This is a genomic window from Paraburkholderia largidicola, assembly GCF_013426895.1.
Taxonomy (GTDB): Bacteria; Pseudomonadota; Gammaproteobacteria; order Burkholderiales; family Burkholderiaceae; genus Paraburkholderia; species Paraburkholderia largidicola.
Genome location: NZ_AP023176.1, coordinates 2,078,368 through 2,098,257, shown reverse-complemented (window position 1 = coordinate 2,098,257; position 19,890 = coordinate 2,078,368). Strand labels below are relative to the sequence as shown.

The following is a 19,890-nucleotide window of genomic DNA, read 5'->3' as shown; positions in this document are numbered from 1 at the left end:
ATGACTACAGCGGACGTAAAGGCCTGCGTATTCGATGTATTCGGCACGCTAGTCGATTGGCGAGGCGGCGTTGCGCGTGAAGCGGCCGCATTTCTGCAGAGGCATGGACGAAGCGCGCAGGAAGCTGAAGCATTCGCAGATGCGTGGCGCGCGCACTATCAGCCCGCGATGCAACGGGTCCGCAGCGGCGAGCGTGCGTTCACGAAGCTCGATGTATTGCACCGTGAGAACCTCGAAGCCGTGTTGCGCGAATTCGGCATCGACGCCGGACAGGTCGAGACTACGGAACTCGACGATCTCAATCTGGCGTGGCATCGGCTCGATCCATGGCCGGATACCGTAGAAGGACTCACGCGGCTCAAGTCGCGATACATCATTGCGCCGTTGTCGAACGGCAATGTCAGGCTGATGGTCGATATGGCAAAACACGGCGGCCTGCCATGGGACGCGATTCTCGGCGCGGAAGTGGCGCAAGCGTATAAGCCATCGCCCGAAGCGTATTTGCGCACGGCGGAGATTCTGGCGTTATCGCCTGAAGAGGTATGCATGGTCGCCGCGCACAATAGCGATCTTGCGGCGGCACAGAAATGCGGGTTGAGAACCGCGTTCATCGCACGTCCCCATGAACACGGCGCGTCGCAAACAACCGATCTACAGGCGCAAGGGAATTGGGATTGGGTCGCCAACGACCTCGTGAATCTGGCGAAACAGCTTGGCGGGTGAACGAAACACGGCATGATGGCGCGCAAGCCCATCATGCCGTTGAAACAAACCGCGATTACTTCAGGCGCGTCTTGATCTCATTCGCGAGTTGCTTCGTTGCGGCCTGTGTCGGCGCATCGGCAGCGAGTGCGTTGAGCAGACCGAAATCGTGGATCGTGCCGTTGTAGCGTGTCGTCGTGACTTCGTTGCCCGCTGCATCGAGCTTGCGTCCATAGGCTTCGCCTTCGTCACGCAGCACGTCGAATTGCGCGACCTGAATCAGCGCAGGCGGCAGACCCTTCAACTCTTCCTCAGACGCACGCAACGGCGATGCGTAAATCTGCGCGCGCTGTGCCGGGTCCTTCGTGTACGCGTCCCAGAACCACTGCATCATCGCGCGGGTCAGGAAGTGCTTGTCGCGATACGCGAGGTACGAGCCATCGTTGAAGTTGGCATCGGTGACGGGCCACATCAAGCCCTGGAAGCGGATTTGCGGACCATGCTTGTCCTTCGCCATCAGGCTGACGACGGCGGCCATGTTACCGCCCACGCTGTTGCCCACCACGGCGAGGCGGCTGCCGTCCACGCCGATGTCGTTGCCGTGCTCGGAGACCCACTTCGTCGCGGCATACGCCTGATTGATCGCGACGGGGTAACGAGCCTCGGGCGACGGCGTGTAATTCACGAACACGGCCACTGCGCCGGATTGCACGACGAGGTCACGCACGAGTCGTTCGTGGGTCGGGAAATCACCAAGGATCCAGCCGCCGCCATGGAAGAACATGAACACCGGCAGCGTGCCCGTCGCGCCTTGCGGGCGCACGATCGTAATCGGCACGCTGATCCCGTCCTCTTCGATGGTGCGGTTCGACACGTCGATGCCCGACAGGTCGACCTTCACGCTGTTCTGCGCATCGACCAGCACCTGACGCGCCTTTGCGGGCGGCAGCGTGTTGAGGGCAGGACCCGTGCCGCTGTTGAGCTGCTTGAGGAATCCCGTGGTGACGCGATCGGGCGTCGGTTGCGTGACGGGTGTCGCGGCGACGGCAATTGCGGCGTTTGCTGCGAGAACGGCGGCAAGGACGAGTGGCTTCAGGGCTTTCATTTTTTTACGCTCCAGTGTTCTGTTTATCAGGCGAAGTCGATCAAACCAGCGTCAACGTGACGTCGATGTTGCCGCGCGTTGCATTCGAGTACGGGCATACGATGTGGGCCTTGTCGATCAGCGCCTGAGCGGCGTCGCGGGGCATGCCGGGCAGCGAAATCTTCAGTTCCACTTCGATGCCGAAGCCATTCGGAATCGCGCCGATGCCGACGCTGCCGTCGATCGATACGTCCGCGGGGATCGCGGTCTTGTCGCGCGCCGCGACGAACTTCATCGCGCCGAGGAAACATGCGCTATAGCCGGCCGCGAACAGCTGTTCCGGATTCGCGCCTTCGCCGCCCGCGCCGCCGAGTTCACGCGGCGTGACCAGCTTGAAATCGAGTTTGCCTTCGGGGACGACGGCGCGGCCGTCGCGGCCTCCCGTTGCATGAGCGTGGGCGCGGTACAGAACTTTTTCGATCGACATGATGTAACTCCTGACTGGCAATAGTTGAGTGAACCTGCAAGATTGAATCGATTTGCTATCTACTACTAGATAGACAACATGGCAAACCTCTGTACATCAACAACATCTCTTTGTATCCGTTATTTATCTACTAGAAGATAGACAACGGGATCAAACAAAAGGCGGTCGACCGCAACCGCCTCGAATACCGCTACTTCGAAACCTTCCATGAAGCCTCGACGTCTTCGAGCCGAGCCTTCGTCCTGAACAGCCGGCTTGCCAGCACGCTGCCCTGATAAGCGGCGTACAGTGCTCGCGCCGCATTTTCAGGCTTGCCGTTGACGTGCAACGTGCGCTCCTTGACGCCTTGCGCCAGCACCTTCGCGAGCCAGCTTTCGTTGGCCTTGAAGAATGCCTGCACGGCTGTGCGCACGTTATCGGGCAATGCCTCGATATCCGCGGCGAGCATGCCGCATAGGCAGATCTGGTCGCCTTCGCCAAGGGTTCTGCCAAACAGCTTCGTGTACTTGCCGAGCTTCTGATCCGCCGGAAGAGAAGTATCGATGGAGCCGAGCGCGCCGAGAATCTCGTTGCTGTACTGGCTGACGGCTTCGAGCACCAGGTCGTCTTTCGACGGGAAGTAATAGTGGATGCTCGAAGTCTTCACCCCGACCAGCTCCGACAGATCGCGATAGCTAAAGCCGTTGTAGCCGCGCAGCATCATCAGCGTGATGGCGTGCTCCAGAATCTGATCGCGGACTGTAGTGGTCGGTTCCATGGGTTGAACTTTATCTACTGCTAGATAGAGAGTCAAGCACTTTTTTCGAAGGCTTCATGTTCGTGTGCAATCGCGGCGCAAATCACGACCGCGTCTGCATGAAGTCGATGAACGCACGTAGCTTGCGCGGTACATGCACGCGGCTCGAATAGTAGAGGTGGAAGCCCGGAAAACTCGGCCACCACGGTTCGAGCAGCGGAATCAGGCGGCCGGCGCGGATGTCGTCGGCGATCACGGCTTCCAGCGTGCAACCGATGCCCGCGCCGCTGCGAATCGCGGAGAGCAGCAGATCGCCGTCGTTGGTCAGAAACGGCCCTGGCGTATCGACGCTGAACTCGCGCTCGTCGGCCTGATAGGCCCAGCGGAAGAGGCCGTTTTGCAGGCGCACGTTGAGGCAGCGATGCGCGGCGAGATCGCGCGGTTCACGCGGCAAGGTTCGTCCGCTCAAATAGTGCGGCGCGGCCACGGTCGCGAGGCGCTGCGTGCTGCCGAGCGGCACGGCCACGACATCCTGCGACAGGTTTTCCGAAAGCCGGATACCGGCGTCGAACCCTCCGCTGACGATATCGATCAGTGCATTGTCGCAATGCAGCTCGACTGTGATGTCCGGATAGGCTTCGAGAAACGGCGTGAGATGCGGCATCACGAGTATCTCGGCGGCGATGCGCGACACGTTCAGGCGCAATAGCCCGGCGGGTTTGTCGCGCATGTCGTGCACTTCGTTGACTGCGCCGCGCAGCGCCGCGAGCGCAGGCTGCGCGCTTTGCAGGAAGCGCTGGCCAAGTTCGGTCAGGCCGACCTTGCGTGTCGAGCGTTCGAGCAGCCGCACGCCGAGGCGCGCTTCGAGCGTGCGCAGCGTCTGCGAGAGCGCCGACGTCGATACGCCCAATTCGTGCGCCGCCTTCGTGAAACTGCGGTGATGGGCGACCCGCGCGAAGGCCGCTATGCCAGGAAGCAGTTCCGGCAAATTCGCGGGATTGTGAAGCGCGTCTTCATGGTTCATCCTGCTTTGCGCCTTTATCGGGTGACTCGGGCAGCCTAGCATACAGTTTGACTTCACAATCAAGGAGCAGGGCATGAGTCGACTGGCAGGCAAGGTGGCGATCGTCACGGGTTCGTCCAAGGGCATCGGCGCGGGCATCGCGGAACGGCTCGCAGCAGACGGTGCGAAGGTCGTGGTGAACTACACGCGGGACGCTTCACATGCGGATGCCGTCGTCGCGCGCATCGTTGCAGCAGGCGGCGCGGCGATTGCGGTGCGCGCCGATGTCGCGAAAGAGGGCGAGCCGAGGGCGCTCGTCGACGCAACGCTGGAAGCGTTCGGCAAGCTCGATATCCTCGTGAACAACGCCGGCATCTACGATATCGATTCGCTCGATACGCTGACGACCGAAAGCATGGACCGGCATTTCAGCGTGAATGTGCGCGGCCTGCTGCTGATGACGCAAGCGGCGGCGCGCGTGCTGCCTCAGGGTGGCGTGGTGGTGAACATCAGTTCCGGCGTCGCGAAGAGCCCGAATCCGATGGCACATGTGTATTGCGCGACCAAGGGCGCTGTCGACGTGCTGACGCGCTCGCTCGGCATGGAACTCGGCGCGCGGCAGATTCGCGTGATCGGCGTGGCGCCCGGGTTCACGGAGACCGAGGGCAACAGCCACTTGCCGCGCGATCTCATTCAGCCGTTCATTGCGAAGACGCCGCTTGGCCGCGCCGGGCTGCCGAAGGATATCGCGGCAGCCGTGTCGTTCGCGGTATCGGATGACGCCGCGTGGGTGACGGGGTCCACCATCGATGTCGCGGGCGGTCTGGTTTTCTAGTTCGCCTGGACCGGCGCCCGCGCGGCCTACGCCTGAACAGCGCGTGAACGTTTGAGCGAGACCGCTTTGTTGTCCGCGCCGCTCGCGTCCGGGACGCGATGCGGGCCGTCGGACGCACGAATGATCAGTTCCGGCGCCCACACTTCCTGAAGCTCCTGCGGCGGCGTACCCGCGAGCCGCGCGAGCAGCATCTCCGCCATGCGCTTGCCGGCGCGGTGCGTTTCGGCCGAAAACGTCGTCAGCGCGGGCTGCACATAGCGGCCAATCGGATGATTGTCTCCGCCGATGACACCCACGTCGCGGCCGGGCACCCGGCCAGTTTCGGCGATACCGCGCAGCACACCCAGCGCGATCAGATCATGCCCGCACACAATGGCCGTAGGCGGATCCGGCAGCGCGAGCAGACGGCGGGCGGCGTCTGCTCCGCCTTCTTCGGATATTGCCGCTTCGACACACAGTGACTTGTCGAAGCGGATTTTCGCGGCGCGCAATGCTTCCGCGTAGCCCTGGTGTTCGAGGTGGCTGAACATCAGATACTCGGGCGCATGCACGAGCGCGATCCGCCGATGACCCAGTGCGATGAATCGTGCGCAACCGGCGCGACCCACGACGTGATGATCGATGTCGACATAGGGGTAATCGTCGGATGTCTCGCTTCGGCCGAAAGCGACGAACGGAATGTCGCGCTCGAGCAGATAGGCAATGCGTTCGTCTTGCCTGCGGGTGCGGCCGAAAAGAAGTGCATCGACGCGTTGACGCTCGATGAGGCGCTTGAACACGTCGATTTCCGTTTCCACGCTTCGCGCGGAAGCGACGATGACCTGGAAACCGCTGTTATCCATCGCATCGTTCACACCCATCAACATATCCAGAAAGAACGGGTGCGCGAATGATGTTTGCGGAGGCGATACGACGAACGCGATCGTATCGGCCGATTGCCGGCGCAAGCGGCGTGCCGCGGGGTCGGGAGAAAACCCGTGCCGCTCGGCCGCTTCGAGTACGCGCTTGCGAGTCTCGGGGCTCACGTCTTCCCGGTTGTTCAACGCCTTCGACACAGTGCTGACGGAAAGCTTGAGCGTGGCCGCCAATTCCTGAATGTTCATTCCGCCTGTTCTCCCCAAGATTTCCTTTCGGTGCCGCGCCGAAAACGATTTTCGACATTCTACCCGTCTCGGTGCGCCTTTAATCGTCGGCAGCGACTGATCTGACAAAAACGATTTCGATCCTTGGGCGTTTCGACCATACGTCGGGTCGCTCGGGCGTCGGTGTTTACCCGCCGTTCCCCCGAAGAGCATGTCGCGAGAACGGCCGTGCCATTAGGGCTGAGGTGCTTGTGGAGCATGGCTGCAACAGCGATGGCAATCTTGCGTGGCGCAGAACGCGGCGTCGAAATCGATTTCGAACTTCTTGAATTTCTCCGGGACGGCTGCTATCTTTCAATCGAAATCGTTTTCGAAAGAAGGTGGCGATGCCGACGAACCGCGTGACAGCTGCGGCGCTCATGGCAGCCAGATGAGCTTTTCCACAACGTCTACACAATGGTGAGCGTGTTGATCGAACATATCGTGACTGCGAAAGCGCCTCTACCGCGAGGGCATTACGTGCAAGCAACCAAAGCAAACGGCTTCGTCTTTGTCTCGGGGCAACTGCCCGTGCTGGACGGCAACGGCGACGTCGTTCTTGCGGAAGGGCTCGATGCGCAGGTCCGCCAGGCGCTCTCGAATGTGCGGGAAATACTCGTTGCAGCAGGAAGCGACATCAGAAAACTGCTGAGCGTGCAGATCTACGTTTCCGACATCGAAAACTGGCCGCGCGTGAACGAGATTTACCGGGAGTGGATCGGCGATCCCGCGCCAGCGCGCACGGTCGTGCCGTGCGGACCATTGCACTATGGGGCGCAGGTGGAGATCAGTGCGATCGCCCTTTGCGGCGATGTGTACAAAACGCGCGACGGAGGTGCATGACACGACGGGTCGAGTCTAGAACGCAGGTCTAACGAGGTTGCGCATGTCCCCAGCACGCCGTCGCGACGAGTGGCGCTGCAAACGGGGACTGCCCATCAGCGGTGTTCCAGTTTAGGAGGTCATGGTGCAGGCATTTGATTGGTATCGAGCCGCTGCCCCTGCAGAGCGGCGCACGTTCTGGGGATGCTTTTGTGGTTGGACGCTGGATAGCTTCGACAACCAGGTGTTGGCGTTTCTGTTGCCGACTCTGATGGCGGCGTGGCATTTCTCCAAAGGCGAGGCAGGCCTGATTGCAACGTCGTCGCTGCTCGCCGCGGCGATCGGCGGATGGATTTCCGGAATCTTGAGCGATCGGCATGGACGCGTACGCGTTCTGACAGGGTCGATCATCTGGTTCACAGGGTTCAGCGTCATTGCTGGTTTTACGGGTTCGTATCACCAGTTGCTGGTCGTGCGTGCGTTGCAGGGTGTGGGGTTCGGTGCGGAGTGGGCCGTTGGCGCGGCGCTGATGGCCGAGGTCATCAATCCCGTCCATAGAGGGAAAGCACTTGGCCTGGTACAGAGCGGCTTCTCTGTCGGTTGGGCGCTTGCGGCAGTGGTGACAGGCGTGCTTCTGGCGAATCTCCCTTCATCGATTGCATGGAGGTCGGCGTTCTGGATTGGCGTCATCCCCGGCGTGGTCGTGCTGCTGATCCGTCGATATATCCCGGAGCCGGAAATGTTCCGCGAGATGAAGAAGGCGACAGGCGGCGCGATTGTTGCGACATGGCGCTCCGCGTTTCATCGGGATGTCCGGCGCGCCAGCTTTCTCGCTGCGCTTCTCGTGACAGGGCTGCAGGCGAGCAGTTACGCCATCATGATCTGGCTGCCCACGATGCTCGTGCAGTCCCGTCACCTGGCCGTGTCGTCGGTCGCACTGATGGTGACGATGATGAGCGTCGGATCGTTCATCGGACAAGTGAGCTTCGCTTACCTCAACGACTCGCTCGGTCGCAGGTCCACAGCGATTGCGTTCTGTCTCTTCTCGGCGTTCGTCACCGGCTGTTATCTGTTCATTCCCATGGACGCGTGGATGCTCGCGGCGTTGGGGCTTCCCGTCGGCATGGGCATCAACGGCGCATTTGCTGGAATCGGTCCGATGTTGTCGGAGCTGTTCCCGACGCAGATTCGAACGACATGCATGGGCTTTTCGTACAACGCCGGCAAGTCGCTTGGTGCGCTGAGCGTCGCGCTGGTGGGCATAGCCGCTGAGCATCTGGGTCTGGTCAGCGCGATTGGCGTGTTCTGTTTCATTGGCTATTTCTGCGCGCTGGTTGCCTTGAGCTTCCTGCCCGAAACACGTGGCCGGGATCTGAAAAGCGTTGCCTTCCGCGACGAGACATTCGACGAGATGGATTTGCTGGAGCCGGCAAGTCCGACCCGGAGATAGTCACGATGGCATGCATTGAAACATTGGAGACATACATGAGTAGCGAATCGGGAATCGCGGTAATGGATTCCACGTCAGATGTTGCGTTTTACGATCCTGCCGCTGGCCACGGCTTGCCGCACGATCCCTTCAAGGCGATCGTCGCGCCGCGCCTGATAGGCTGGGTATCGACGCATTCTGCAACTGGCCGGTTGAATCTCGCGCCCTACAGCTTCTTTGGTGCATTCGCGAGCTTTCCGCCCATCATCGGCTTTTGCAGCGAAGGGCGTAAAGACAGCCTCCGCAATATCGAAGAGACGCATGAATTCGTGTGGAATCTCGCGACACGTCCGCTTGCCGAGCAGATGAACCGTACGTCGGCGTCCGTCGCGCCGGATGTCGACGAGTTCGAGCTAGCGGGTCTCACGCCGGTGGCGGGACGCAACGTGTCGGTGCCGCGTGTCGCCGAATCGCCAGCAGCGCTCGAATGCAGGCTGCTACAGATTACGCAGTTGCACGATCTGCGCGGCAAGCCGACGGACAACTGGCTTGCGCTTGGGCAAGTGGTTGGCGTGCATATCCAGAAGGCGTATCTGAAAGACGGTCTGTTCGATACGCGCGCCGCGCAGCCAATCCTGCGTGCCGGCTATCTCGGCGACTACGCGCAAATCGGCGAGATATTCCAGATGTTTCGCCCGACCCTCTAGGCACTGCGCGCGACTCGCGCGGAGCATTCATCAATCAATATCTACCGCGATTCAGATAACACCAGCTAGCGCTTCATCACTGGCAGGCTTTCGCAAACACAGCATCGAAATCGTTTTCGTAAGAGAGCATCATGAACCAGATCGACAACGAAGTATCCATGATCCGAGAAACCGCACATCGATTCGTGCGCAACCGGCTCGTACCCCTCGAACAGCAGATCGAGACCGACGATGACGTCAGCAACGAACTGCTCGCGCAGCTGCGCTCCGAAGTCGCGGCACTCGGCTTGTACGGATTCAACCTTCCCGAAAGCATTGGCGGTCCGGGGCTTTCGGCGGCTGCGAAAGTAGCGATTCTCGAAGAAGTCACGCATACGTCGGTGCCGTTGAGCGAAGTATTCGGTCACCTGCCGCTGCAACTTACGCAGGCGAATGAACGTCAGCGAGCGGAGCTTCTGCCGGACATTCTGTCGGGCAGGAAGATCGTCACGTACGCACTGACCGAGCCGAATGCGGGATCGGATCTCAGCGGACTTCGCACGAGAGCCGGGAAAACGGCGGGAGGATGGCTGCTCAACGGCAGCAAGCATTTCATCTCGCACGCCGAAACGGCCGACTACATCATCGTGCTCGCTGTCACCGAACCGTCGGCCGCACTCAAGAACAAGCTCACGACGTTCATCGTTCGCCGCGGCAATCCGGGCGTCGTCGGCATGACGCGTTATCGGAAGATGGGCTGGCGCGGCTATCACCTCAACGGCTTCACGCTCGAAAACTGCTTTGTGCCCGACGAAGATCTGCTCGGCGAGCCCGATGCGGGCTTTCTCGGCATGATGCAGTCGATCAATCAGGACCGGTTGCTGTCCGCAAGCCGCTCACTCGGTCTTTCCGCACGCGCCCAGGCAATGGCCTGTGAATACGCGCTCGAACGCAAGGCGTTTGGCGCGAGCCTCGCGCAACATCAGGCCGTCCAGTTCATGGTGGCCGACAACGATGTCGAAATCGAAGCGGCGCGAATGCTGATTCGTGCGGCAGCGGAGATGATCGAAGGCAATGATCCGCGAGCACACGTGGCGGCATGCCGCGCGAAGCTGTATGCGAGCGAGATGGGATGTCGGGTGACGGATCGCGTGCTGCAGATCTTCGGCGGCATGGGCTACATGACCGAGCTTCCCATCGAACGTTTCTATCGCGATGCGCGCGCATTCCGGATTGGCGAAGGCACTTCGGAAATGCAGCGCATCCAGATTGCGCGCGGCGCTTTTGCTGCGGCGGGAGCGCGTCATGGCCTTTGATCTGCTCGAATCAGGCAATGCCGATCGCGTCGCCTTGCATCACGGCGCGCACACCTTGACTCGCGGCGAACTGGCAATCGCATCGCGGAGAGCGGCTTCGTTTTTGCGCGAGCTTGGTATCAGGCGCGGAGACACGGTAGCCGTCTGGTTGCCCGATGGCGCCGTGTGGATGCAACTGTTCTTCGCCGCGGCTCAACTCGGGGCGCTGATGGTCCCCGTGAGTACGCGCTTCAGGTTGCAGGAAGCGTTGCATGTCGTGAAGACGGCTCAAGCACACGTGCTCGTGGTGCCACAGCGATTTCTGGATTACGACTACGCGGGCGCCGCGAACGAAATCAAGGCCGCTAGCGCTGTGTTGCAGCACGTAATCGAAGTCTCGCAATTCGATGACCTGCAATGGGGCGCATTCGAGCCGTATCCACAGTGGGAAGGAAGGGACACCGATCTGCTCTGCACGTTCATGACGTCGGGAACCACGGGACAGCCCAAGCTCGCGGCACACACGGCGGGCGGGATAGCGCGGCATGCGCGCAATGTCGCCCGGTACAACGACATGCGTGTTGGCGACGTCGTGCTGTGCGCGCTTCCGCTCTATGGCGTGCTCGGGTTCGTGCAGGCCATCGCCGGGCTCGCTTCGGGCGCAGCCTGCGTGCTCTTGCCGGTGTTCAAGGCGGATGCCGCCGCAGCCGCCATCGAGCGCCACCGCGTGACGCATTTCTTCGGTTCGGACGCCATGTTGGACATGGTGCTCAACGCAGGGGATTTTTCTCTGGTGAGCTGGCGGCGCGGTGCATTTCCCGAGTACGCGGGCCTTGGCCAAAGCGTGATTGCGAAGGCATGGACGGACTGGGGCGTGCGCCTGACCGCCTTGTACGGCATGTCCGAATGCTTTGCGATGACAGCGATGCGCGACTCCCAAGGCGAGCCCGAGCAAAGAGGCATGCCGGGCGGTACGCCCATTTCTGCCGAGATCGCGTTTCGAATTGCCGATCCGGCAAGCGGAGCCCAATTGCCTGACAGGCAACAAGGCGAATTGCAATTGCGCGGCTATAACGTGATGGCAGGCTATCTGAACAATCCTGTCGCGACGGCTGGCGCATTCACACCTGACGGCTGGTTCAAGACCGGCGATCTCGCTTACGCCGACGGCGGCGCCTTCTGCTACGTCGGGCGGATACGTGACAGTCTGCGACTGCGAGGCTACCTGGTCGACCCTGCCGAGATCGAGATCTTTCTCACACAACATCCCGGCGTGCTCGCAGCGCAGGTTGTCGGCGTGCATATCGACGGTGAAGGCGATGTTGCTGTTGCGTTCGTTCGCAACTCGGCGGCACCCGCAACTGAGCACGAGCTGATCGCGTATTGCAAGCAGGGAATCGCCGGCTTCAAGGTGCCGCGGCGCATCGTCACCGTCGATGCATTTCCGCAGCGTGACGGTCCCAACGGAGTCAAGATCCTGAAGAACGAATTGCGGGCAATGGCCTCGCAATGTCTCGGCCTTGCTCAAACCTCATCGGTATAACAGACGGGAGACCAATCATGAAGCAAGCTGAAATTCGTTCGGACATTGCGTGGGCGACGCCGAAACAGGTAGTGATTCACGGTCTGGATCTGTGTGAAGAGATCGTCGGCAAACTCGACTTCGGTCAGATGACATTTCTGCAGTTGTTCGCGCGTCTACCTGCAGAGCGCGAGTTGCGGATGTTCAACGCGATGATGGTCATTCTCGTCGAACATGGCATCACGCCATCTTCGCTGGCGACGCGCATGACCTATGCGGGCGCCCCCGAAGCGGTTCAGGCGGCCGTCGCTGCAGGGTTGTTGGGACTGGGTTCGGTATTCGTCGGATCGCTCGACAACGCCGCGAGACTGTTGCAGGCGTCTCTGCCTGATCGCGACAACGTACCGGATATCGACATGCTCGCCAACGCGATCGTCGACGACTATCGCGCGCGCAAGGAAATCTTGCCGGGCATTGGGCATCCGTTTCACAAGCCGGTCGATCCACGTGCGCCTGCGCTATTCAAGGTCGCGCAAGAGACCGGTTATGACGGCCCGTACATCCGCCTGATGATGGCGATCGGCAAACAGGCTGAGCGGAAGCTCGATCGTTCGCTGCCGGTGAATGTCACGGGCGCGATGGCCGCGGTCGCCTCGGAGATGGGCATCCCCTGGCAGATTTGCCGGGGCCTGGCGGTGGCCGCGCGCTCAGTGGGGCTCGTCGGGCACATCCTGGAAGAAATGCGCCAGCCGATCGCAACCACGCTTTACCTGCGCACCGAACACGAAGCGAGTGCACATCTGATCCCTGACGAACGCCAGGAACAGGCATGACGGCATTCGATGGAGGCCAGACGCCGCCCACGCAGCGCATGGATGCGCAGCGCGGCAGCTTTCGATTCTGGACCGAAGAGAAGTTGCGCAATGCGGATACCGACCAGTTCAGACACGTCAATAACGCCGCAATCGCCACATTCTTCGAGGCGGCCCGGATGGAGATCTTTGCCCCGTCTTCTGTCAACACGTTGATGAACGGGGCGAATCTCGCCGTCGTCAGGTTGCTGATCGAGTTCAGCACGGAGTTGCATTTTCCCGGACGCGTGTATGTGGGCAGCACGGTCGTCGAAACAGGCAACACGTCGTTCAAGGTACGGCAGGGCATGTTTGATTGCGTGCACGACAACTGTTGCGCAGTCGCGGAAGCCATTTGCGTGCTCGTTCGTGGCGATACGAAACGCCCCTCGACTATCGCACCCGAATTGCGCGCGTATCTATTGAAGAATGACGACGCGGAGAACTTCGCATGAGTGGAAACAAGGTTCTTTATGAGCGGCGCGGAGAGATTGCGCTGGTGACGTTGAACGACCCCGACCGGCGCAATGCCCTATCGCGAGAGATCGTGCGCGGACTGTCGGAGGCATTGGACACGGCGTTGGGCGAAGGCACGCGCGCGGTCGTGATCGCAGCGAACGGATCGGCATTTTGTGCCGGCGCCAATATCGACGATCTCCGAAACGGATGGATGGAGTGTCCCGATCCTGCCGAAGATCCCGCAGTGATGTTCAGGCGTATTGCCGAATTTGACCGGCCCGTGATCGCTGCTGTGCACGGTGCAGCCGTGGGCGGCGGCATGGAACTTACGCTTGCTTGCGATCTGGTCGTCGCTGCCGAGGCCGCGTGGTTTTCGATGCCCGAACTCGGGCACGGCGTGATTCCGAATACCGGCCTCGCATTGCTCTCTCGCGTGGTAGGCACGCGCAAGGCATTCGAACTCATATTGACGCGACGCCGTGTGTCTTCGGTCGAGTCTTTGGACATGGGTCTCGTCAACCGTATCGCGCCCAATGACGAACTGACTGAGAGTGCGTTGTCTCTGGCCGGGCAGATCGTCGAGTCAGTGCCACCCGGCGCGCTTAAGGCAGCCAGGCTCAATTTGCGCGCGCATATGGCAATTGATTGGGGCCGTGTGCTGAGTTCGCCGCTCGATGTCCCGCGTAACGAGTGGCAAGAGGGCCTTGATGCCTTTACGGAAAAGAGAGCGCCGGATTACGGGCGCTTCTGGGCAGAGATCAAGGAAAACCGTGGCACACGGGTATTGCAGAGTATTGAAGGAGAGTGATGTGAAAGTGCTGGTTTCAGTCAAGCGATCCGCGGACGCCAACGTAAAGGTTCGCGTGAAGTCGGATAACACGGGCGTCGACCTTGCGAACGTGAAGATGTCGATGAATCCATTCGATGAGATCGCCGTCGAAGAAGCGGTGCGCTTGAAGGAGGCAGGCGTTGCCAGCGAGGTCATCGCTGTTTCTTGTGGCGTCGCGCAATGTCAGGAAGTGCTGCGCACAGCGCTGGCGATCGGGGCCGATCGTGCTGTTCTGGTCGAGTCGGGTGAAGACCTGCAACCGCTGGCAGTCGCGAAGCTATTGAAGGCGCTGGTCGACAAGGAACAACCTTCACTGGTGATCCTCGGCAAGCAGGCGATCGACGACGATTCCAACCAGACGGGCCAGATGCTCGCTGCGCTGGCCAATCTGCCGCAAGCGACGTTTGCATCGAAGGTCGTTGTGGCTGACGGCAAGGCGACGGTGTCGCGTGAAGTGGATGGCGGCGCGGAAACGTTGTCGCTGACATTGCCCGCGGTCATCACGACGGATCTGCGCCTGAACGAGCCGCGCTACGTGACGCTGCCCAACATCATGAAGGCGAAGAAGAAGCCGCTGGAAACCGTGACGCCCGAAGATCTGGGCGTCGATGTCACGCCGCGTCTGAAGACGCTGAAAGTCAGCGAGCCGCCGAAGCGCTCGGCTGGTGTGAAGGTGGCCGACGTAAAGACGCTGGTCGAGAAGCTCAAGACCGAAGCCAAAGTTCTCTGACGTACGGGAAAGAACATGACGATTCTGGTAATTGCCGAACACGACCACGCGTCGATCAAGGTGGCGACACTGAACACGATTGGCGCGGCGGCGGTCGTCGCGACATTCACGAACCAGCCGATCCACGTGCTGGTGGCAGGACACGGCGCACGCGCGGCGGCGGACGCTGCGGCGAGAGTGGCGGGCGTCGGGAAAGTACTGCTCGCCGATGCCCCGCAACTAGCCGAAGGTCTCGCGGAGAACCTCGAAGCGACGGTGCTGAACGTTGCAAAAGACTATTCGCACATCCTCATACCGGCCACCGCGTATGGCAAGAACATCGCGCCACGCATCGCGGCAAAGCTCGACGTCGCACAAATCAGCGAGGTAACAGCGGTGGTCAGCGCCGATTCATTCGAGCGCCCCATTTACGCGGGAAACGCGATCGCAACTGTCCAGTCTCTGGATTCCATCAAGGTGATCACCGTTCGCGCGACGGGCTTCGACGCGGTGGCGACGGAAGGCGGCGGCGCGTCGATCGAAACGATCGCCGCACCGGCAGATGCAGGCGTTTCGCAGTTCGTGAGCCGGGAAGTGACGAAGCTCGACCGCCCCGAGCTGACGTCGGCGAACATCATCGTGTCGGGTGGCCGCGGACTCGGCAGCGGCGAGCACTACCGAGAGGTGCTGGAACCGCTCGCGGACCGGTTGGGCGCAGCGCTGGGCGCATCGCGCGCAGCCGTCGATGCTGGCTACGTGCCGAACGACTATCAGGTCGGCCAAACGGGCAAGATCGTCGCGCCGCAACTGTACATCGCAGTCGGCATCTCCGGTGCGATTCAACACCTTGCGGGCATGAAGGACTCGAAGGTCATCGTCGCGATCAACAAGGACGAAGAGGCGCCCATTTTTAGTGTCGCGGACTACGGACTGGTCGGCGATCTTTTCGATTGCGTTCCTTCTCTATTGAATGAGTTGAACGCTCATCAATGAGCGTATCGCGCTCGACAACCCGGAACCGGCTTTGAATCCGATCGATATCGTCCGTTTGCAAGGACTCGCGGTCGCAAACGCGGAAGACGCGACATTGTGGCGGTGGTTCTCACTGATGCTGCAAGACGCGCGCATACGGTGGCGTCATGCGCACGGCAACTGGCTGGTTTCGATCGATCATCGACATGTGGCGACTGAAGCAACGTTCGACGAAGCGATGCGCGCAGCCAAAGCCAGGTTCGACTCACCCGACAACCGGCGACGAATAGCGGATTCGTCAATGCACCGTTCGACGCCCGGCTCAATAGAGCCGCCCACCCGTGTTTTATCAAATTCAGAAAGGAGTAAAAGACTATGAGCTTTCGTACTGTCAATCCGGCTACCGGAGAAGTAGTCAGGGAATATCCATTGCAAACGGATGAACAGGTATTCGCCGCGCTGAACACAGCAGACAAACGCTATCGCGAGGACTGGAAGTTCCGGACGGTGGCCGAGCGGGCCGGCATCGTTCGCAGGGCTGCGCAGATCCTGCGTGAAAAGCGCGACGAATACGCAACCTATCCGACTTTGGAAATGGGCAAGATCACGCGCTTCAGCTATCTCGAAGTCGATCTGGTCGCCGATATCCTCGACTACTACGCGGAGCACGGCGAAAAATTTCTCGCACCACAGCCTGTGCCTGGCGAGCCGGGCGCGACGCTGCATGCCGAGCCAGTTGGCGTGCTGCTGGCCATCGAGCCATGGAACTTCCCGTTCTATCAGCTCGTTCGCGTCGCCGCGCCGCAACTCATCGCGGGCAACGTCGTGTTGATGAAACATGCGGAGAACGTGCCACAGTGTGCGCTCGCCTTCGCGCGGTTGTTCGACGAAGCGGGCGCGCCCGAAGGCGTCTATACCAATCTCTTTTGCAGCATCGACCAGATCGCAAAGCTGATCGACGATTTCCGCGTACGCGGCGTGGCACTGACGGGCAGTGAAAGGGCAGGGGTGTCCGTCGGCGAACGCGCGGGGCGCAATCTGAAGAAGGTGATCCTCGAACTGGGCGGCAGCGATCCTGCGCTGATTCTGGAAGGCGCGTCTCTCGATCTGGCCGTCGAGCAATGCGTGATGGGACGCACGTTCAACTCGGGACAGGGCTGCGTCAACATCAAGCGCGTCATCGTGGTGGGCAAGGCGCGCGGTGAGGCGATGCTGGCCGCGTTGACGGAGCGCTTCGCGGCGATCAAGGTGGGCGATCCCACGGACGAGTCGACGGCGCTCGGCCCACTCGTAAGCGAGCGCGCGCTGGAAGGGCTGCTTGCGCAGATCGACGACGCTGCAGCAGCGGGCGCGCGAATCGTACACGGCGGCAAACGCGTCGACCGTCCCGGGTTCTATCTCGAACCGACGATCATCACGGACATCGGGGAGAACAATCCGCTCTATCAGCAAGAGGCATTCGGCCCTGTGTTGTCTTTCTATGTCGTCGACAGCGAAGAAGAAGCGATCAGGCTCGCCAATGCGACCAAGTACGGCTTGGGCGCGTTTGTGTTCGACGCGGATGTCGAGCATGCGAAACAGGTTGCGTCGCGTATCGAATCCGGCATGGTGTACATCAATTCCTGTTTCTCCGATTCGCCGGGATTGCCGTTTGGCGGAATCAAGAACTCTGGCTTTGGACGTGAACTGTCGGAGCTGGGTATTGGCGAATTCCTCAACCGTAAGCTGGTGCGAGTCGCCGGCGAGGCCTGAGAGATGCGACGCGATAGCCACACGCTTAGGGAGAAAGAATGATGCAGTACCGGAAAGGGGGCTGCTTGTGCGGCGCCGTGCGATACGTGCTGAAGGCGGAGCCGCAAGCAGCCGCGATATGTCATTGCACGCATTGTCAGAAGCAAAGCGGGAGTGTGTTCTCGTTCAACCTCTTCATCGACGAAGCGGATTACGAGCAAACTGGCGAGACGATGGTATACGAGGACCGAGGCAACAGCGGCCATCTTTCATACCGTCATTTTTGCGGGAGTTGTGGCTCGCCTGTCATCACGAAGGTAGAGATGCTGCCCGGTAAGGTGATCGTGAAGGCCGGTACGCTTGACAGCATGGAAGGTCTGCAAGGTCCTCAAACGGAGATCTATACCGACCGTGCAGTGAAATGGCTCGAACCGTTTGCAGGCGTTACACGCTTTCCGCGGAGTCCGTGACGCCCTTGCTCTTTTGCGGGCGCGCGCGGTGATTCATCAAGCCTTTGGCACGTCGATCACCGCGCGCAGTCGTCTCACCGCGAACGCTCCGGCTTTACGGATGAACGATGGGCGCTTCGACCAGACAACCGAACTCTTGCGCAAACTCGACGGACACGCGTGCATGAACGGCGCCCTGTTTGTCGAAGAAGCGCTGTGTCCCGCCTGGCGTGAATACGCCTTCGTGCCAGATGTTCGGATGAATATAAAGACCTTGCCGTCCATCGAAGCGAAAGCACACGAACTTCTCGGGCGTCACATCGTCGCCGGGCAGCGCCAGCGGAACATAGAACGGCCGATGATCGAGCGGGAAGAACAACTGTCCGCCGTCCGGATGGTAGTTCGCGTGCCAGAGCAGCATGCGCTCGGGCGGCGCGGCGTTGTCTTCTCGCGCTTCGTCTGGCTCGGTCGCGTATGCGAGGACGTAGTGGCCGCCTACTGCTTCGTTGCGACCGTAGAGGATGTCACCGCGCCATTCGCTGACGAAGACACCTTCCGTCGTGCCCGCTTCGTCACCCGTGCCCGGATCGATCGGCCGCGATCCCATCGCCGGCCATTGCACGATTTCGACGCGGCATTCGTTCGGGTCGTCGACGAGCCTGCCGTAGCCGTCGAGTGTCGCCGGTGTCGCGTCGACGACGGGCATGGTGACGCGCCGAAGCCCCTTGGGTAGCGCCGGGTTCAGATAATCGATCGGTGTGGACATCGTCAAACCCTTTCAGGAGTCGAGGTATCGGGGCAATGCGTCAGGGCAATGCCCGAAGATGATACTTGAACACCCTGTACGCCGACTCCTGGCGCGCAATTTCTTTGCATGCAAACAGACGTGATGACTTCGACACACGCCACTGCAGCAGAAAAAGCACTCAATCTTCGAGCACGCTTGCCAGCGTGCGCCGCGCGGTGGCGAACGATGCGAGCACCGCAAGCCCCAACGCCGAGAGCAGCACGCCAAGATGCATCGCGCCCGTTGCGCCCGCGTGATCGACGGCCACGCCGCCCGCGAGTGAACCCGCAGCAATGGCGGTCTGCACGGCGCTGACGAACAACGCCGATGCGGCTTCCGGATGCTTCGGCGAAGTCATCTGCATCCACACGCTCAGGCACAGCGGAATCGCACCATAGGCGATACCCCACGCGAGCACGCCAGCGATGACCGCGCCGTGCGTGTGCGCCAACGCGGGAAGCGCCACCAGCGACGCCATCACGAGCGCAGTCATCGTGAACAGCGACAGCCGCGGATGCGATGTCACGAACGCCGACGCGACGAAGTTCGATATGAAGCCGACGATGCCGAAGCCGAGCAGCAGCGCCGTCACCCACGTTGCGCCGAGCAACGCGTTGTCTTCGAGAAAGGGCGCGATATAGGTGTACGCGCAGAAGTGAGCACCGAACAGCAATGCCACTAGCAGCAGGCTGCGCAACACCGTCCCTCGCGCGAGCATGCGGCCGAAATCGGCGATGCGCGCTGCCGCGCGCGGCGGCAGATCGGGCAGCAGCGTCGCCTGCATCAGCAGCGCGGCGAGTGCGAGCGCGGCCGTAGCAAAGAACGAAACGCGCCACGACGACAGTTCGGCAATGAACGTCCCAAGCGGCACGCCAATGACAGTCGCCAGCGTGATGCCCATGAAGATCGTCGCACTGGCTTTGGCGCTTTCCTCTTCCGCGACGATCTGACCGGAAACGCCGAGCGCGACGGTCCAGAATCCGCCGAGGCTGATACCGAGCAACGCGCGTCCGACCAGCATCGTCGCGAAGTTCGTCGCGAGCGCCGCGACGAGATTCGACGCGACCAGCGCGACCGACAGCAACAACAGGATCGAACGCCGGTTCAGGCGGCCAGCCGCGAGCAGCAGCATCGGCGCGGAGATCGCGGCGATGAGTCCGGGCGTGGTCGTCATCAGGCCTGCCGTGCCGGGCGTGACACCGAGGTCGGCCGCGATCTTCGGCAGTACGCCGACGGGCAGATATTCCGTCGTCACGAAAGCGAACGAGCCGAGCGCGATCGAGAACACCGCGAGCCAGCGTCGTTGGCTCGCGCTGGATGACGACGATATGGGCGCGTCGGCAAGCGACGCGGATTGATCGGTATTCATGTGAAAAGCTCC

General features: G+C 61.1%; 22 protein-coding genes. 15 read left to right on the top strand and 7 right to left on the bottom strand.

Going from position 1 to position 19,890, the window contains the following annotated elements:
• A complete protein-coding gene (locus PPGU16_RS38110) occupies positions 1–723 on the top strand; it encodes a haloacid dehalogenase type II (RefSeq protein WP_180725966.1) in 723 nt (240 codons plus the stop codon).
• A gap of 55 nt (positions 724–778) precedes the next feature.
• Here the strand turns inward: PPGU16_RS38110 and PPGU16_RS38105 are convergent, their stop codons facing one another.
• The 4 genes from PPGU16_RS38105 to PPGU16_RS38090 all read right to left on the bottom strand — a co-directional run bounded on the left by PPGU16_RS38105 (position 779) and on the right by PPGU16_RS38090 (position 4,033).
• Positions 779–1,807 carry an alpha/beta hydrolase gene (locus tag PPGU16_RS38105; RefSeq protein ID WP_180725965.1) on the bottom strand — a complete coding sequence of 343 codons (1,029 nt, stop codon included), beginning with the start codon at positions 1,805–1,807 and terminating at the stop codon, positions 779–781.
• Between the two features lie 40 nt (positions 1,808–1,847).
• Positions 1,848–2,273 (bottom strand): organic hydroperoxide resistance protein, encoded by a 426-nt coding sequence (locus PPGU16_RS38100; protein WP_035993017.1) that lies wholly within the window; start codon positions 2,271–2,273, stop codon positions 1,848–1,850.
• A gap of 190 nt (positions 2,274–2,463) precedes the next feature.
• Positions 2,464–3,030 (bottom strand): TetR/AcrR family transcriptional regulator, encoded by a 567-nt coding sequence (locus PPGU16_RS38095; protein WP_180725964.1) that lies wholly within the window; start codon positions 3,028–3,030, stop codon positions 2,464–2,466.
• Positions 3,031–3,112: 82 nt separating this feature from the next.
• Positions 3,113–4,033, bottom strand: a complete 921-nt coding sequence (locus PPGU16_RS38090) for a LysR family transcriptional regulator (RefSeq protein WP_180725963.1) — start codon at positions 4,031–4,033, stop codon at positions 3,113–3,115.
• A 73-nt stretch (positions 4,034–4,106) separates the two neighbouring features.
• On the opposite strand from PPGU16_RS38090, the gene PPGU16_RS38085 reads away from it, so the two are divergent.
• Positions 4,107–4,847 (top strand): SDR family NAD(P)-dependent oxidoreductase, encoded by a 741-nt coding sequence (locus tag PPGU16_RS38085; RefSeq protein ID WP_180725962.1) that lies wholly within the window; start codon positions 4,107–4,109, stop codon positions 4,845–4,847.
• A gap of 26 nt (positions 4,848–4,873) precedes the next feature.
• Here PPGU16_RS38085 and PPGU16_RS38080 read toward each other — a convergent pair whose 3' ends face one another.
• Positions 4,874–5,950: a LacI family DNA-binding transcriptional regulator gene (locus PPGU16_RS38080; protein WP_180725961.1), complete on the bottom strand. Its 1,077-nt coding sequence runs from the start codon at positions 5,948–5,950 to the stop codon at positions 4,874–4,876.
• Between the two features lie 498 nt (positions 5,951–6,448).
• On the opposite strand from PPGU16_RS38080, the gene PPGU16_RS38075 reads away from it, so the two are divergent.
• The 13 genes from PPGU16_RS38075 (at position 6,449) to PPGU16_RS38015 (ending at position 17,743) form a co-directional block, all read left to right on the top strand.
• Positions 6,449–6,811, top strand: coding sequence for a RidA family protein (locus PPGU16_RS38075; protein ID WP_243460702.1), 363 nt, complete (start codon positions 6,449–6,451; stop codon positions 6,809–6,811).
• Positions 6,812–6,935: 124 nt separating this feature from the next.
• Positions 6,936–8,240: an MFS transporter gene (locus PPGU16_RS38070; RefSeq protein WP_180725959.1), complete on the top strand. Its 1,305-nt coding sequence runs from the start codon at positions 6,936–6,938 to the stop codon at positions 8,238–8,240.
• Positions 8,241–8,302: 62 nt separating this feature from the next.
• Positions 8,303–8,926 (top strand): flavin reductase family protein, encoded by a 624-nt coding sequence (locus PPGU16_RS38065; protein WP_180725958.1) that lies wholly within the window; start codon positions 8,303–8,305, stop codon positions 8,924–8,926.
• 131 nt (positions 8,927–9,057) lie between these two features.
• The gene (locus tag PPGU16_RS38060; protein ID WP_180725957.1) at positions 9,058–10,221 is read left to right on the top strand and encodes an acyl-CoA dehydrogenase family protein; all 1,164 of its coding nucleotides are present in this window, start codon (positions 9,058–9,060) and stop codon (positions 10,219–10,221) included.
• Complete coding sequence (locus PPGU16_RS38055; RefSeq protein WP_180725956.1) at positions 10,211–11,743, top strand: AMP-binding protein; 1,533 nt, start codon at positions 10,211–10,213, stop codon at positions 11,741–11,743. Before PPGU16_RS38060 ends, PPGU16_RS38055 begins: the two co-directional genes overlap by 11 nt.
• A gap of 17 nt (positions 11,744–11,760) precedes the next feature.
• Positions 11,761–12,555 carry a citryl-CoA lyase gene (locus PPGU16_RS38050; RefSeq protein WP_180725955.1) on the top strand — a complete coding sequence of 265 codons (795 nt, stop codon included), beginning with the start codon at positions 11,761–11,763 and terminating at the stop codon, positions 12,553–12,555.
• Positions 12,552–13,028 (top strand): acyl-CoA thioesterase, encoded by a 477-nt coding sequence (locus PPGU16_RS38045; RefSeq protein WP_180725954.1) that lies wholly within the window; start codon positions 12,552–12,554, stop codon positions 13,026–13,028. The genes PPGU16_RS38050 and PPGU16_RS38045 overlap by 4 nt, the downstream gene beginning before the upstream one ends.
• A gap of 44 nt (positions 13,029–13,072) precedes the next feature.
• A complete protein-coding gene (locus tag PPGU16_RS38040) occupies positions 13,073–13,840 on the top strand; it encodes an enoyl-CoA hydratase/isomerase family protein (protein ID WP_243460701.1) in 768 nt (255 codons plus the stop codon).
• A gap of 1 nt (position 13,841) precedes the next feature.
• On the top strand, positions 13,842–14,591 hold the full coding sequence (locus tag PPGU16_RS38035) for an electron transfer flavoprotein subunit beta/FixA family protein (RefSeq protein ID WP_180725952.1): 750 nt from the start codon (positions 13,842–13,844) through the stop codon (positions 14,589–14,591).
• Positions 14,592–14,606: 15 nt separating this feature from the next.
• Positions 14,607–15,563, top strand: a complete 957-nt coding sequence (locus PPGU16_RS38030; protein ID WP_180725951.1) for an electron transfer flavoprotein subunit alpha/FixB family protein — start codon at positions 14,607–14,609, stop codon at positions 15,561–15,563.
• Between the two features lie 31 nt (positions 15,564–15,594).
• Entirely contained in the window at positions 15,595–15,921 is a 327-nt protein-coding gene (locus PPGU16_RS42820; RefSeq protein ID WP_243460700.1) for a hypothetical protein, read from the top strand.
• Positions 15,918–17,294: an NAD-dependent succinate-semialdehyde dehydrogenase gene (locus PPGU16_RS38020; protein ID WP_180725950.1), complete on the top strand. Its 1,377-nt coding sequence runs from the start codon at positions 15,918–15,920 to the stop codon at positions 17,292–17,294. Before PPGU16_RS42820 ends, PPGU16_RS38020 begins: the two co-directional genes overlap by 4 nt.
• A 38-nt stretch (positions 17,295–17,332) precedes the next feature.
• Entirely contained in the window at positions 17,333–17,743 is a 411-nt protein-coding gene (locus tag PPGU16_RS38015) for a GFA family protein (protein WP_491565749.1), read from the top strand.
• A 94-nt stretch (positions 17,744–17,837) separates the two neighbouring features.
• Here the strand turns inward: PPGU16_RS38015 and PPGU16_RS38010 are convergent, their stop codons facing one another.
• The gene (locus PPGU16_RS38010) at positions 17,838–18,488 is read right to left on the bottom strand and encodes an ureidoglycolate lyase (RefSeq protein WP_180725949.1); all 651 of its coding nucleotides are present in this window, start codon (positions 18,486–18,488) and stop codon (positions 17,838–17,840) included.
• A gap of 160 nt (positions 18,489–18,648) precedes the next feature.
• The gene (locus PPGU16_RS38005; RefSeq protein ID WP_180725948.1) at positions 18,649–19,878 is read right to left on the bottom strand and encodes an MFS transporter; all 1,230 of its coding nucleotides are present in this window, start codon (positions 19,876–19,878) and stop codon (positions 18,649–18,651) included.
• Between the last annotated feature and the right edge of the window lie 12 nt (positions 19,879–19,890).